The sequence below is a fragment of the Desertivirga brevis genome, assembly GCF_017355835.1.
This window is the reverse complement of record NZ_JAFEWF010000008.1, coordinates 212422-227401: the sequence shown is the minus strand read 5'-3', so window position 1 is coordinate 227401 and position 14980 is coordinate 212422. Positions and strand designations below refer to the sequence as shown.

The 14980-nt window shown below is 42.0% G+C and carries 8 protein-coding genes; 2 read left to right on the top strand and 6 right to left on the bottom strand.

What is annotated here, in order from left to right; translation table 11 throughout:
* Nucleotides 1–188: 188 nt before the first annotated feature.
* A complete protein-coding gene (gene metA / locus J4N25_RS18615) occupies nt 189–1133 on the top strand; it encodes a homoserine O-acetyltransferase MetA (protein ID WP_207423306.1) in 945 nt (314 codons plus the stop codon).
* Between the two features lie 104 nt (nt 1134–1237).
* Here the strand turns inward: metA and J4N25_RS18610 are convergent, their stop codons facing one another.
* The 6 genes from J4N25_RS18610 to J4N25_RS18585 all read right to left on the bottom strand — a co-directional run bounded on the left by J4N25_RS18610 (nt 1238) and on the right by J4N25_RS18585 (nt 11831).
* Complete coding sequence (locus J4N25_RS18610) at nt 1238–3538, bottom strand: glycoside hydrolase family 3 N-terminal domain-containing protein (RefSeq protein WP_207423305.1); 2301 nt, start codon at nt 3536–3538, stop codon at nt 1238–1240.
* Between the two features lie 130 nt (nt 3539–3668).
* Entirely contained in the window at nt 3669–4775 is a 1107-nt protein-coding gene (locus tag J4N25_RS18605) for a family 16 glycosylhydrolase (protein ID WP_207423304.1), read from the bottom strand.
* A 23-nt stretch (nt 4776–4798) separates the two neighbouring features.
* Nucleotides 4799–6097 (bottom strand): glycoside hydrolase family 2 TIM barrel-domain containing protein, encoded by a 1299-nt coding sequence (locus J4N25_RS18600; RefSeq protein WP_207423303.1) that lies wholly within the window; start codon nt 6095–6097, stop codon nt 4799–4801.
* Between the two features lie 110 nt (nt 6098–6207).
* Nucleotides 6208–7872: a RagB/SusD family nutrient uptake outer membrane protein gene (locus J4N25_RS18595; RefSeq protein WP_207423302.1), complete on the bottom strand. Its 1665-nt coding sequence runs from the start codon at nt 7870–7872 to the stop codon at nt 6208–6210.
* A gap of 44 nt (nt 7873–7916) precedes the next feature.
* Nucleotides 7917–10973: a SusC/RagA family TonB-linked outer membrane protein gene (locus J4N25_RS18590; protein WP_207423301.1), complete on the bottom strand. Its 3057-nt coding sequence runs from the start codon at nt 10971–10973 to the stop codon at nt 7917–7919.
* Nucleotides 10974–11000: 27 nt separating this feature from the next.
* Nucleotides 11001–11831, bottom strand: a complete 831-nt coding sequence (locus J4N25_RS18585) for a hypothetical protein (protein ID WP_207423300.1) — start codon at nt 11829–11831, stop codon at nt 11001–11003.
* Between the two features lie 127 nt (nt 11832–11958).
* On the opposite strand from J4N25_RS18585, the gene J4N25_RS18580 reads away from it, so the two are divergent.
* A complete protein-coding gene (locus J4N25_RS18580; RefSeq protein WP_207423299.1) occupies nt 11959–14922 on the top strand; it encodes a ligand-binding sensor domain-containing protein in 2964 nt (987 codons plus the stop codon).
* Nucleotides 14923–14980 lie beyond the last annotated feature (58 nt).

The window sequence follows — 14980 nt, the reverse complement described above, 5'->3', positions numbered from 1 at the left end:
ATTTAAGGATTAGACCTCCCATTTTTATCAGGTCTTCCTGCTCCATTATCAGATTAAAGTAAGATCTGAAGCCTGAAATTAGAGCACGATGGCAGAATTGCCATATAATAGTCAGAGACGATCCAAAGTTTAGAGTTCATCGGTATTATTGTTATTTTTGCAAGCTGAAAAAATAAGGGGAAAGGTAAATGCCAGTTAAGATTCCGAATAATCTGCCAGCTATAGAGCTATTAAAGAAGGAAAATATTTTTGTAATGAGTGAGCTTAGAGCGAATACGCAAGATATTCGTCCTATGCGTGTGCTTATCTTAAATCTTATGCCTCTGAAGATATCGGCGGAAACGGATTTTGTTCGCCTATTATCTAACAATCCTTTACAGGTTGAAGTTGAGTTTTTAAGACTTGATTCTCACACCTCTAAAAATATATCCGAGGAACATCTGGAGATGTTCTATAAAGGATTTGGGGAAATAAAGGAGAATTTTTATGACGGATTGATCATTACCGGGGCTCCTGTAGAAATGTTAAAGTTCGAGGAAGTAACATATTGGGATGAAATCACTCAGATCTTCGATTGGGCAAGGAAACACGTTACATCAACCCTATATATCTGCTGGGCATCCCAGGCCGCTCTTTATCATTTTTACGGAGTTGAAAAAAAGCCATTGGATGAAAAACTATCTGGAGTTTTCAAGCATACCGCTACTGAAAAGGGACACTCCTTATTAAGAGGCTTTGACGATGAGTTCTTTATTCCTCATAGCAGACATACTACAATCTCAAAGTCTGATATAGTGGATAAGGAAGATCTACGGATCCTGGCAGAATCTCCGGATGCAGGAATTGCTATCCTTTATTCAAGAGGCGGACGTGAGTTTTATCTTACAGGGCATTCAGAATACTCTCCTTTAACTCTTCACGAGGAATACACCAGAGATGTAAAGAAAGGCCTCGAGGTACCAGTACCGAAAAATTACTATCGCGATGATAATCCGGAGAATGCTCCATTGGTATGCTGGACAAGTCACGCTAACCTACTTTTCAATAACTGGCTCAACTATTTCGTATACCAGGAAACACCTTACCATTTGGAGGATGTGGCGAAACTCGGGGATATTGTGCAGAATGGATAGATTTTGAAGGATAAGTCACGACGTGAAATATTTATCGTGGCTGTTGATGTTAAGGAGGCTCCTGCGTTTGCACAGGAGCCTTTTTAAAAATAGACCAATAAACCCTATTGAACACTAAAATTCTTTGTAAGCTTACCGATCTCTACTTTAAACTCACCGGGTTCGACAACGGGTTGATTGTCTTTGCCGATAAAAGACATATGTTCAGAAGTTAGGGTAAAACGTACAGTTTTTGTCTCTCCTGGTTTCAAACTTATCTTTTCAAACCCTTTTAATCGCTTTACATCGGGAGTGATGGATGCATACAGATCACTTAAATAAAGTTCTACTGTTTCTTTTCCTTCCCTCTGACCCGTGTTCTTTACATCTACTGAAACTGTGATTGTTCCAGTACTTGCTATTTTATCTGAGCTTAACTGAAGATTGCTGTAAGAGAAGGTAGTATAGCTTAAACCGTGACCGAATTCCCATTGAGGATTATAATCTGCATCGTAATTATAAACCCCTTGCACCATATCCCTGCTTTCAGATGGTTTATGATTATAAGCAACCAATGAATTAGGGAATTTAGGGTAGTTATACGGCAGCTTTCCTGATGGATTGATATCCCCATAAATGATATCAGCCAAAGCATCCGCGCCGTAATTCCCCGGCAGGTATGTTTGAATTACAGCAGGGATCTGTTGCTCAAATTTGCTGATGATCCGTGGTCTGCCTTCGTTTAACACAAGTACCACAGGTTTTCCGCTTGCTGCTATCTTCTTCGCGAATTCTGTTTGAAGATCAGACAGGTAAAGATCGCTAAGGTTACCCGGGGTTTCAGTATATGAGTTTTCACCCAGACAAAGAACAACCACATCAGCAGAGGCAGCTGCCTTTACAGCTTCTTGCATCCTGTCTTCGTACTCCTCAAAATACTTTCCGCTCATTTTATAGCTTACTCCGGGGATATAGGTCACCTGGTTCGCTCCTGCTTTGTTCTTAAAAGCTTCTACAATGGTATTGTATTTCGCAGCAAATTCTTCCACTTTCTCTCCCTGCCATGAGTAAGTCCAGCCACCGTTGAGGGTCCGCATGGAATTTGCGTTAGGGCCCGTGATCAGTACTTTTGCATTTTTATTCAAGGGGAGGATATTGTTCGAATTCTTTAACAGGGTAATGGACTCACTTGCCGCTAAATATGCTGCACGGGCAAATTCAGACCCTCCAAACTTTGTATACTTCTTGTAATCCATCACTGGATTTTCAAACAGTCCTAATTTATATTTTAGGGTAAGAACGCGACTTACTGCTTCGTTAATGCGTTCTTCTTTTACCTTACCCTCTTTCACCAGCTCAAGCAGGTTATCGCAAAAGCGCTCGTACTCGTACGCTACCATAGACATATCTATGCCTGCATTTATAGCTATCATAATAGCCTCCTTATGGTCCCGCGCTATTTTATCACGCTGATACAGGTTTTCAATATCGCCCCAATCTGTTACTACCAATCCTTTAAAGCCTAATTCCTGACGCAATAGTTTGATAAGTATGTCGGGATTAGAATGCACAGGTATTCCGTTTACCAATCCCGAATTAATCATTATAGTATGAGCACCAGCGTCAATTGCTGCTTTAAAAGCAGGCAAATGATATTCACGCAATGCCTGTTCGGAGATATAGGCTGGAGTTCTGTCTTTTCCTGAAGCAGACACCTGGTAGCCTAAAAAATGCTTCAGACAAGAAGCTACCCGGAATGGGTCGGAAATGTTATTGCCTGGTCCCTCGTATCCTTTGATCATTTGTTTTCCCAGTTCGGTTATCAGATAAGGATCTTCTCCGAAAGTCTCCCATTGCCGGGGGAAGCGGGGATCAGGACAAAGATCAAGTACGGGAGAGAAATTCCAGGGAATTGAACTAGCCCTTGTCTCATAAGCGGTAATTTCAGCGCCTTTTAAAACCAGATCCCTGTTTCTTGTGGCAGCCATAGCGATCTGCTGAGGAAACATAGTTGCTCCTGCTGTATAAGTAGCTCCGTGAATAGCATCCACACCATAAATAACAGGAATTTTCAGTCCAGTTTTATTCGCCTGCTGGATCCTGCTGATAATATTATTCCAGACTTCAGGGGTACGTGCCCGATTATTAGCCGTGTTTAGCACTGAACCTACTTTATATTTTATAAAAGCTTTTTCCACTTGCAGAGGATCAAGCTCCACAGGCTCAGTACTACTAAAGCGATCGGGACCTTTCGTAATTACATCGAGAGTGAGCTGCGTCATCTGCCCCACCTTCTCCTGCAGGGTCATTTTAGACAGCAAAGATTGCACTTTACTTTCTATTGAAAGGTTGCTTTCTTTCGCTTTTTGGGCTTGTAAATTAGTAACTGAAAGAGCAACCATTACAAGGGAAAGGACATATTTCATTTAATTAGAGATTTGAATTGTGAGACTTAATTTACAGCCTATTTAATTTGCACTAAGAATTTACTATTTGTATTCCCCTGTCCTATAGGAGAGGGAGAGGTGAGAGGGCGAGAAGCGCCATGCTCCCCTCCTACTTTTGGAAAACCCTTACATAATCAACCATCATTTTTTGCGGGAAGACAGTTGAACCGTCAGGACTTCCCGGCCAATTACCCCCGACTGCAAGATTGATCAGCAGGAAGAAATGATTGTTAAACTCACGTAGGGCTGGAGAAGAAGTATCCACAGAATAAAACTGAACACCATCAACCAACCATTTTATACTTGTAGCTTCCCAGATAATAGAAAACACGTGGAACTTGTCGGAAAAATCGCCGCTTGGTAAAGTAAATGAACGTCCCGTATTTGCATAAGTTCCGTTATTATCATAGTGGATTGTCCCATGTACGGTATTGTCTTTTCCGGGACCTCCTCCTACCAGTTCCATTATATCTATCTCCCCACACGCTGGCCACGACACAGTACTAATATTATTTCCAAGCATCCAGAGAGCTGGCCAAATCCCCTTACCTTTAGGCAGTTTAGCTCTGAAATCAATTCTACCATATCTGAAAGTTTTCTTATCCTGGGTTTTAATTCTGGAGGAGGTGTAATCCCTTCCTCCAAAGCTTTCACGTTTTGCCGTAATGGTTAAGAAGCCATCAGCAAGGGATAAATTCTCCTGCCTGTAGTACTGTAGTTCATTATTTCCCCAGCCGTTATTACCCGTACCGGTTTCGTAGGTCCAATCGGACGTGTTTAAGGAAGTTCCATTAAACTCATCCCTCCATACTAAAGTCATACCCGGATAATTCTCTGGCGAGATGTTCTCTTCACCGGCTGGATTAACCGTAACAGAAATGGTTTTTGTAATAACAGCCGACTTATTATCAGTGGAATAAGCTGTAACTTTTACAGTATAAGTGCCGCTTGATGTGTACGTATAAGAAAGCTTGCCGCTGGTAGAACGTGTTCCTTCTTCATTAGCTGAAGTTCCAAAATTGAAGTAGTACCGGTCGGCATTGCTTGCTGATGCTGTAAAAGTCACCAACCCCGACCCATCCGTACTTACCTCGGTATCCATGCTGAGATTAGCAACTCCCGCCGACCCACTTTCCTTTTTACAGCTCTGAACCAGCAAAGGACAGAACAACAGGAACAATACACTATATCTGATTAAAACTTTTGCATTCATCATATATCCTTTTCTACTTTTTCTGATCAGCGGCTCACAAAGAATGGTATGTTCGCCGTCGCTATTTTATTCTTTCCATCTCTAACATAAACAAACAATCGGTAAGCTCCTTCATCTGTGGGACTTGAGAAGCTGATCTTACCTTTGCCTTCCTGCTGGTATTTGAACATTTTAGCTTCCGGCTTTTCTTCATGATCGCCCCCCTCGCCTACTTTGGTAGCCTCCGGAAGTAGTTCCCAAAAATACTCAAGGCTATCGCTGTCAGGATCTATAGCAAGCACATCTGCTGTATAAGGTTTTCCCGCCTTCAGCTTAACGTCGAGGTTCGACTTTTTACCATCCAGGTGGAAAGCATAGATGTGAGGTGCCTTATTTGATGGGAACTCACCTTTCCAGAGGTATTGCATTACATCAACAACTTCCGATTCTTCACCTTTATCTGTGAAAAGACCATACCAGGTTGGTGTGCGCTCCTGCTTTTGCCCCCATAGGAACACATACGATCCCAGGCATTTCTCTTTATCTTTTTCCACAGAATAAGAATACCTGCTTTTGTAAACCGCAGCCTTTTCTGTACTTGTTTCTTCTATCGGTGCGTTCCAGCTGGTAGATAAGCCTTCCCAATGTCCGGTCGGGCCCCATTCCGTTACCATATAGGGACCAGTCCAACCCAGTTCTGCTACACGTGATGGCAAAGCAGCCAATCCTCCGTAGGTATTGATCGATAAAAAGTCAAGGCTCTTAGTTTTTTCCTTAATATAATCGATCTCGCTTTTATTGATTCCGGCCAATACTGTTGTTGCAGGATGATTTGGGTCCACCTGGTGGATCATTTCTGCTATCTCATTTACTGCGTCCCATACTTTCGGATTCTTGTACGACAGGTTGAGCTCGTTACCAATTCCCCAGGCCAACAGCGCTGGGTGATCCTTATACTTCAAAACCTCCGTCCTAATTCTATCGAACTGTTTACTGATAGATCCCGCGTCGTTATAATTAAATCCATGTCGTTCAGGAACGGCTGGCAGTCCCATTAACACTGTAAGTCCGTACTTCTGAGCAGAATCCAAAACCTGCTGCGCATTATCAGTTCCCCAGGTTCTGATAGAATTCCCTCCGTAAGCAGCAAGACGACTAAGGTATTTATTTCCTCCCGCACCCTTCACGAAATATGGTTTCCCATCCCGTAAAAGCTGGTATCCCGATGTTGTTTTCACCACTTCCACTTTGACGGGCTTCTGTGGCTTTTCAGTAGTTATACCAGCGCTGGCTGGCTTGCAAAATAAGCAAGCCACCAGTGCTAGTATTGATATGTGTTTATTCATCCTAATGTTGTGTTTATCGTTTCTGGAGTGATTTCATTGCTAGATTTCCAGTCCTAGGAGTGCTAGAGAATGATCTCTCATTCTATCCTCCACTCCTTCTATCATCCCCCTTAATATTCATTCTGCCCTAAATTTGGGTTCCTTTCCCGTTCTATCTGCGGGATTGGTAACAGGTTGAAATTCTCTCTGTACACCCGGTTCTCGAGATTTTCAACTGTGTAAGTGAACGTTCCGTTAGGATTTTTAACGATTCTCATTCGTTTTACTGGTTGGTTGAAATAAACGGAACCTAGCTTCCAGCGACGAACGTCAAAGAAGCGGTGCTCTTCAAACGATAATTCTACCCTACGCTCGTTTCTTATCCTTTCCCTTAATTGAGGTTGTGTTAAGCCACCCAGCGCTGGCTGACCTGCCCTTCTACGCACTTCGTTGATAGCATCGTACACGTTGTTATCCGGACCAGAAAATTCATTCTGTGCTTCTGCATAATTCAGCAATACCTCGGCATAACGCATAAACAACCAGTCATTATCTCCTCCCTGGTAAACCTGATCGGCTGTAACATACTTCTCATCCATCATCTTCTTAAGCCCGTAACCAGTTTTGGTCCTGTCGCCATTGGAGGCCATGTTAGCATTTCCTCCTTCAAACGTTTCGACAGTAACGCCTTTCCATTGCGACCCATTCCTCAAAAGGGATGCATCTAATCGACTGTCGCGGTTTGCATAAGGATTCTGAGGATCGTATCCTGAACCGGCTTCACCGATTAGCTTTCCGTTCTTCATCTCATAGGAATCAACAAGATTTTGAGTAGCGTGAAAAGCGCCCCACACCCCGCCAATTACTGCAGGTGCCTGTATACTCATGCCTAACTTCCAGGCTGTTTCGTGAATTCTGCCAGGCCGGCCATATTTCTTGGCAAAGATCACTTCCTTATTTCCTGTTTTATCCAGGAACAACCTGTAGTAGTCAGGATGCAAATCGTAAACCTTCAGGTCCATCACCGCCTTTGCAGCATCTGCAGCTCTTTTCCAGCGTTGCAGATCATTGCTGGGATTGTGGAGAGGACTTGCATAATAAAGCAGCACCCTTGCTTTTAGGGCCAGAGCTGCACCTTTTGTCGCGTGCCCCAATTCGGCGTCTCCATAGGTTGAAGGAAGATCTACCGCAGCTTCATCACATTCCTTTACGATAAAATTAACACACTCTTCAAAAGAGCTTCTCGGCACAAACAGGTCGTCACTCACTTTTTGTTCAGTGGTAATCAGAGGCACTCCTCCAAATGCTTTAATCAACTCCTCGTAGGCAAAAGCACGAAGAAACCTTCCTTCTGCTTTGAGCCGGGCTTTCAGATTGGTATTGGTAGTTGGCACGGCATCAATCCTTGCCAAAAGTGTATTTGCCTTTCTTATCACTATATAGTTTGCCTGCCACATTTCAATGCTAAAGTTGAAATTGGAAGGGTTCAGATCTCCGTTTTGAATCGAATTAACATTCAGTGCTGCGTGACCTTCAATATCATCTGTAGCCATATCCAGCAAGCCGAATCCTACCGACCAGTCCTGTCCCAATCCTGCATCCCGGCGTTCAAAACCACTTAGCAAACTTGAATAAATGTTCGTTACGAATTGGCTTGTTAAATTTATATCGCTAAATACTGCAGCATCTGATACGAAATCAGTCGGCTTAATATCCAAAACATCTTTTTTGCAGGAATAGGTTAATGATGATAGCACAAAGGCTCCTATTACCCATTTATATTTTAAAGAAATCATTTCTTGTCGAATTAATTTGTATAAATAATTGATTACCCTTTGTATTAGAACTGCACGTTTAATCCCACGGTGTAAGTTTTTTGCTGTGGATAGTACCATCCGTTTGCCGCTGTATTTTCAGGATCGACATTCAGGATATCAGTAATAGTGAACAGATTTTGTCCCGTAGCAAAGAGCCTTACCCCTCCAGAAGTGTATCTTGACAGGAATTTATTCTTGATGGTATAAGCCAGCTCAACATTCTTAAGTCGCAGGTAGCTCGAATTCTTAACCCAGAAACTGCTGGTTAAGTTATTATTACCGTTAGCATTTAAAGATAAACGAGGCATAGAAGCATCAGGGTTAGCAGGGGTCCAGCGGTCAAGCCATTCCTCAGTTACTCTTCCGCTGTTATAAAATGCCCATGCAGCATTCTGGGTGAGCAGTTGTTGCGATCTTGAAGCTCCCTGAAGCAGGAAATTAAATTCAAAACCTTTGAAACTTACTCCGGCATTGATCCCGTACAGGATTTCAGGAAGTGGACCGACACCTAAATACGTGATATCATAATCGTCTATCTTACCATCGGGTGATCCATCCGGACCACTGATGTCCTGATACTTGATATCGCCGGGACCAGTTGAATTCAGGAATGCAGTAGGCTTTGGAGAATTGTTGTAATCATCCTGATCTCTAAAAATGCCAACGGCCTTATACCCATAATAGCCATTATTGGGACGTCCGGTGATCTTTTTACCTTCGGGAACATTCGCTGCTTCAGCAGCCTCGATAATTTTATTACGAGCGAAAGTAAAGTTTCCCCTTAAAAAGTAGTTAAGGTTATTCGAGATCCTGTTATCGTGACTTAATACCAGCTCGATACCTTTATTTTTTACCGTACCAATGTTTTCGCTCGGTAGAGCTGCTCCAAATGATAGAGGCACTGAAAGGCTACGGGTGGCAAGGATATCATCACGTTTTTCAGTAAAATAGGTAAAGTCGATACCTAACAGATTTTTAAAGAACCTTGATTCAAAACCTACATCAGTTTTAGTTGAAGTTTCCCAGGTTAGATCAGGATTTGCGATTGCACCCGGGGTTAATCCATTCACCAAAGTGTTTCCAAATACATAATTGTTATTCACAAGGTTGTACCGGTTATAGTAACCGAAACGGCTACCGATACGGTCACTTCCAAGCTTACCATGAGAACCTCGGAATTTAAGATAATCAACTGCTTTAAGACCGCTCATGAAGCTTTCCTTGGTCACTACCCATCCTGCAGATACAGCAGGAAAATAGCCGGTCCTTCTATCAGGAGCAAAGTTTTCAGACTGGTCACGGCGTAAGCTGGCCTGTAAAAAATACTTGTTAGAAAAGTCATAATTGATACGGAAAGCCGCACTCTTCAATCCTGTCCTGTTTTCATAGTCACCAAGTGTTTCGTTTAGCGCAGGACCGAAATTTAGAAGTTCAAGAGCAGAGCTTTCGTAAGAATTTCTTCCACCATAGATTCCGCTATTTTCATTTTCCTTCTGGAGGAAAAGAGCAAGTGCAGAAATTCCATGCTCTCCGAAGCGGTTCTCGTAATTAATGTGCCCCTGTAACTCAGTACCTTTAGCTTCGCCAAAATTTTTATTAAGGGACGATTTTGTCGGTGCATTAGTTGAATATGTTCCATCGGCATTCTTTACATACAAAGGCACCCAGGAATTCCAGACCTTATTATAAATAAAGCTCCTGTCGAATGCTAAAACTCCTTTGAGACTAAGACCTTTTACAAAAGGAATGTCTTGTGTAAGCTGAAAGTTGGTTAGAAGGTTATTACCTGAGGTTCTGTTATAACCGCTTTCCGGACTAACTAATGCAAGCGGATTTGGATAAGACCCGGGACTAGCCAGACGACCATCTGCAAATTGAGCAGGCAGAATAGGCGGATTACGCATGGTGTGCTCAAAAATACTTCCTGACGGAGGTGTTAAACGGTTTTCTAAACGACCCGAAAGGTCAACCGAAAATTTGGTCGTTGGCGTTGCCTGCATATCGAGGTTCGAGCGCACGTTGTACCGTTTGTAGTTTAACGATTCATATAAACCATCTTCCTTCAAATAGCCCAGTGAGGTAAAGTACTTCACCTTCTCAGTACCTCCGCTTAACGAAACATTGTGCTGCAAACGAGGAGCACTACCACCTAATACAAGATCCATCCAATCGGTGTTCGGGTATTGCTCAGGGTCAGATCCGCTTCTGAAACCCTCCAGTCGCTCTAATGAAAATTCAGGAGTAGCATTTGGGTTATCATTCAGCTTCGCTTCATTGAACAGAACGGCGTACTCGTACGAACCCAGATTTTTTGGGAGGCGGGTAACCTGCGATGCTCCATAGTTAAAGGAATAATTGGCGCTGATCTTTCCGGTCTTTCCTCTTTTAGACGTAACCAGGATAACCCCGTTAGCTCCTTTTACCCCGAAAATGGCAGCTGAAGAAGCGTCTTTCAATACGTTTACAGATTCAATTTCATTTGGGTCCATCTGGGAGAAATCCCGGAAAGAACGTACGATTCCGTCTACAACTACCAAGGGTTCCATGCTTCCGCTACCGAAAGTAGAATTACCTCTGATATAGATCTGAGCACCATCAGCACCAGGCTCTCCGGCAGGCTGCTTAGTAATTACGCCAGAAACACGACCCGCAATCGCATTACTTAAATCACCAACAGGGCTTTGAACCAGCTCTTTTGTATTAACGGTTGATATAGATCCGGTTACACTTTCCTTACGTTGTCTTCCATATCCTACTACCACTACTTCGTTCATAGTAATGGATTTTTCGTCCATTACCACATTTAATTCCCCTGCCTTGTTAATCACTACTTCCTGCTCAGTCAATCCTATAAAAGAAAAAACAAGGGTTGATCCCAATTTTGGAACAGCAATGGAATAGGTTCCTGTGGGACTTGTAGACGTACCGGCTCTTGTCCCTTTAACCACCACCGACACTCCTGGAAGCGGAGCTCCCTGTTTATCAGTGACTTTTCCGGCTACGGTAATATTTTGTGCGACAACCTGCTGCATAAAACAGCATGTTATCAGCAAAACTATCAGATGCTTTATTTTTTCCATGATTAATTTGGTTAGTCTTTGATTGGTTTATTGTGCTACAAATCTCATTTGGTGTACGGTTTCGGTCGCTGTTCCCGATCTTAAAACCATTTCGGTGTCGGAAATAGAGATGATGCGATAGTTATTGGAAGAAACATCGGTAACACCTATGAAATTTACAGGAGGATTGCCCGGCAGCGTAATAGAAGCAATACCAGCACCTGATACCGTTGAACTAAAAGTAAAACTTACGTTAACGTAAGAACGGTCGGATGAACAGCTGTAGTTAGGGGCGACATTTCCGCCATTAAACGTCGAACCATTGGCATTGTAGGTGAGTTTAAAGTCGTTATTTACGAAAGCAAAGGTATACACATCGTCTTTCTGGCAGTCGGCAAGCGGACCACCCTGAAAATATTCCCCCGGGTTTCCTTCAGTCCCTACAATAACAGGAGCATTTGAGTTCGCATTAAGCTTCCAGGGATGAGCCGTAAGCTTTTGAAAAATCGGGTTGTTTAAGATCGGAGAAAGGTCGTCACTTGTTACACTCACCTTCTGAGTAGCCACATCATAACCCCCATTCCCATAAGCGTAAAGTTTTATATCATAATTTCCTTTCTTTAGATAATAGGCCGTGTCAACCGCCTTTCCGGCTCTTACACCCTGTCCCGAACCAAGATCCCATTGATAACGAAACGCGTTCTCGGATGTACTTTCCAATAAATAAGTGTTTGCTTTTCCGGCTATCGGAGTTACTTTAAATGCAGCCCTGGCAGACTCTCCCAACTCTCCTTCTTTCTCTTTACATCCAGAGATCAGAGACGCAATAATCAAGGGTACATACATGTACCTCATGTTTACAAAAGGTTTGAAATTCATATTGTCTAATTGGTTTGTTGGAAGCAAATGTAGTACTGAAGGAGGGCTAATCACGAATTTAGGGGTACATCAAAACTACAACAAAAGCCACTAATAAGCTCAAAAACGCATTTTTCACCTACAACATATGTCGCTCATCCAAAATTTCCCTATTTTTATTGAACTAATTATAACCATGCATAAACTCTTCCTTTTAGTGTTGCTTTTCGCGCGGGCCACTGCTTTGGCTGGAAATCCTATCGGTTTACCCGATATAGTGAACTATGAAAAAACCAGCTATAATGGAGGAACGCAAAATTGGGATATACAACAGGACAGGAATGGTATAATGTACTTTGCCAATAATGAGGGGCTATTGACTTATGATGGAACTTATTGGAAAATTTATCCTTTGCCAAATAAAACTATTGTAAGATCGATAGCACTGGGATTAGATAGTAGGATTTATGCGGGTGGACAAGATGAGTTCGGCTATTTTTCACCTGCGACTAATGGAAAATTAAAATTTTATAGCTTAAAAAACAAACTCCCTGAAAAGTACCGCTCCTTTGCAGATATCTGGGACATTGTAGGTAATGACAAGGATGTTTATTTCAGGACAGAAAAAGCAATTTTCCACCTTTCAAACAACCAGGTAAAAGTTATTCCTGCTACAAGTCAATGGGTATTCCTGGGCTTGGCTGGTAAAAAGGTTGTAGTTCAGGATAAGCAAAAAGGACTGGCATTCCTAAAATCAGGTTCCTTGAGTAAACAATTTCTTCCCCTACCGGAAAATTTCCTCACCACCTCTGTCTCTGTTTTCTCTGCTGATACAGTTCTGCTTACAACGATGAACCATGGTATATATACGTTGACTGAGGGAGCTCTAAAAACCCTCGATTCGTATGGTGCCCCAAACCTGAGAAATAGGCAAATCCTTCAAGCATTCAGGGATGTTAACGGCATGCTGATTATTGCTACGAATAATAACGGCTTGCTAGTTGTCAATAAGAAAGGTAGTATCGTTTACAACTTCACTAAGAATACGGGACTTCAAAATAGTACTATCCTAAGCATTCACGAGGATCATAATAAGAATTTGTGGCTCGGCCTGAATGACGGTATCGACTTTATTGCAAGTAACAATGCTATCAGACACATTAATCCCGACATTTTTGCCGAAGGGGTGGGACACTCCTCTATAATCTTTAATAACACGTTGTACTTCGGACTTTCTAGTGCTGTTTATTCAATGCCACGGAACAATACAGGCGACATCAGTCTATCAAGCGGTAATATAAAATACACCGAGAATACGGGCGGCCAGACCTGGGGCTTTGACATTGTTGAGAATCATTTATTACTGGGAAAACATGAGGGGGCATATTCGATGTCGGGAAATTCGGCAACCAACTTTTCATCCGACAAAGGCTACTGGAAATTCCTTTATTACAAACACAAACATTTCAAAGACCCCATTCTGCTGGCAGGAAATTATAACGGCATTGATATTTTTTCTTATAATTCTGATGGTTACAAACTTTTGGGACCTGTAAAAAATTTCCATGAATCGGCACGCTTTATTACCGTTGGAAACGACAATTTGATCTGGGCCTCTCATCCCTATAAAGGAGTATACAAGATTGACGTGACCAATCTCGAGAATCCCGAGGTAAAGCTCTATACAAAGGCAAGGGGACTACCCTCAACCTTCAACAATCACGTTTATACGGTAAAGGGGCGCATGGTGATCTGTACCGAAAATGGGATTTATGAGTATAATAAAAAAGGCGATAGCTTTGCACCCTCCGAATTTTTCACTAAGATCTTCCGCCGTTTATATATAAGGTGTATGAAGGAGGACCCAGACGGGAATATTTGGTTTATACAGGACAAGAACCTGGGAGTGTGCAAGTTTTCAGGAGGTAAGCCAGAACTAATCTTTATACCAGAATTGAATGGTAAACTGGTCAGCGGCTTTGAACATATTAATCCTATCGATAAAAACAATATCCTTGTTGGCGCTCAGAAGGGTTTTTATCATATTAATTTTGATAAATATGTACACAATAGCAATTCTATTAAAGTTCAGTTTAGCCAGGTTAGAGCAATAGGAAAAAACGATTCTCTGCTTTTTGGCGGTTATTTTGGAGAGGTTAACGAGATAAAAAAGCAACAGATGTTTCCTGAAGTGAAATACGCGCTAAATTCCTTTCACTTTGAATATTCTTCAATCGTCAATAAAAATCAGGCTAACATCCAATACAGCTATTATCTGGAAGGCTTTGACAAAACCTGGTCGGCTTATAGCAAGAGAACAGAGAAAGACTACACAAATTTGCCATATGGAAATTTTATTTTTAAGGTAAAGGCCAGGAATAATTTTGGAATCGAATCTGTGGCTGCAGTTTACCGCTTTTCAATAAGTCCGCCCTGGTATCATACATGGTTTGCTTATACGATTTACAGTCTTATTATTGCTTTTATTCTATACCAGGTATACAAATTCCAACAGAAAAAATTCATTAACCAGCAGAAACGATTTGAGGAGGAACAAAGGCGCCTCGAGTATCTGCATCAACTGGAGATCGACAAGTCTGAAAAAGAGATCGTTAAGTTGAAAAATGAGAAGCTGGAAACCGAAATAGAGGCAAAGAACTCAGAATTAGCGTCTATAGCTATGCATCTTGGCCAGAAAGCCGAGCTTCTGAATAAAATTAAGGGAGAACTGGACAAGCTCAATAAGCATATGGACCAGGATGAACATCAGATGGAGCTAAAGAAAATACTTAGGACTTTAAGCAGCGAAGAAAAAGCTGACGGAGGTTGGGATCAGTTTTCTATATATTTTGATAAGGTGCATACCAACTTTTTAAGGGACATTAAATCGGCATATCCAAACCTGACTACTAATGACCTGAGATTATGCGCATACTTGAAAATGAACCTCACCACGAAAGAAATTGCGCAACTGATGCAGATATCCCCAAGAGGCGTCGAAATCAGCAGGTACAGGTTACGCAAAAAACTCCAGATCACAGGAGAAACCAACCTGTTCGAATTCTTTAAGGATTTTAAGCTGGAAAAACGACAGGAAGGTTTACTGAGCTAGCTCACTCCGTTTAATTATTCATTATATAAAATAGTTTAGAATCAACGATCCATTTGAT

Excerpts from the sequence above, each read along its gene's own strand:
- metA (WP_207423306.1), top strand. The coding sequence starts at position 189 with ATGCCAGTTAAGATTCCGAATAATCTGCCAGCTATAGAGCTATTAAAG.
- J4N25_RS18610 (WP_207423305.1), bottom strand. The coding sequence starts at position 3,538 with ATGAAATATGTCCTTTCCCTTGTAATGGTTGCTCTTTCAGTTACTAAT.
- J4N25_RS18605 (WP_207423304.1), bottom strand. The coding sequence starts at position 4,775 with ATGATGAATGCAAAAGTTTTAATCAGATATAGTGTATTGTTCCTGTTG.
- J4N25_RS18600 (WP_207423303.1), bottom strand. The coding sequence starts at position 6,097 with ATGAATAAACACATATCAATACTAGCACTGGTGGCTTGCTTATTTTGC.
- J4N25_RS18595 (WP_207423302.1), bottom strand. The coding sequence starts at position 7,872 with ATGATTTCTTTAAAATATAAATGGGTAATAGGAGCCTTTGTGCTATCA.
- J4N25_RS18590 (WP_207423301.1), bottom strand. The coding sequence starts at position 10,973 with ATGGAAAAAATAAAGCATCTGATAGTTTTGCTGATAACATGCTGTTTT.
- J4N25_RS18585 (WP_207423300.1), bottom strand. The coding sequence starts at position 11,831 with ATGAATTTCAAACCTTTTGTAAACATGAGGTACATGTATGTACCCTTG.
- J4N25_RS18580 (WP_207423299.1), top strand. The coding sequence starts at position 11,959 with ATGTCGCTCATCCAAAATTTCCCTATTTTTATTGAACTAATTATAACC.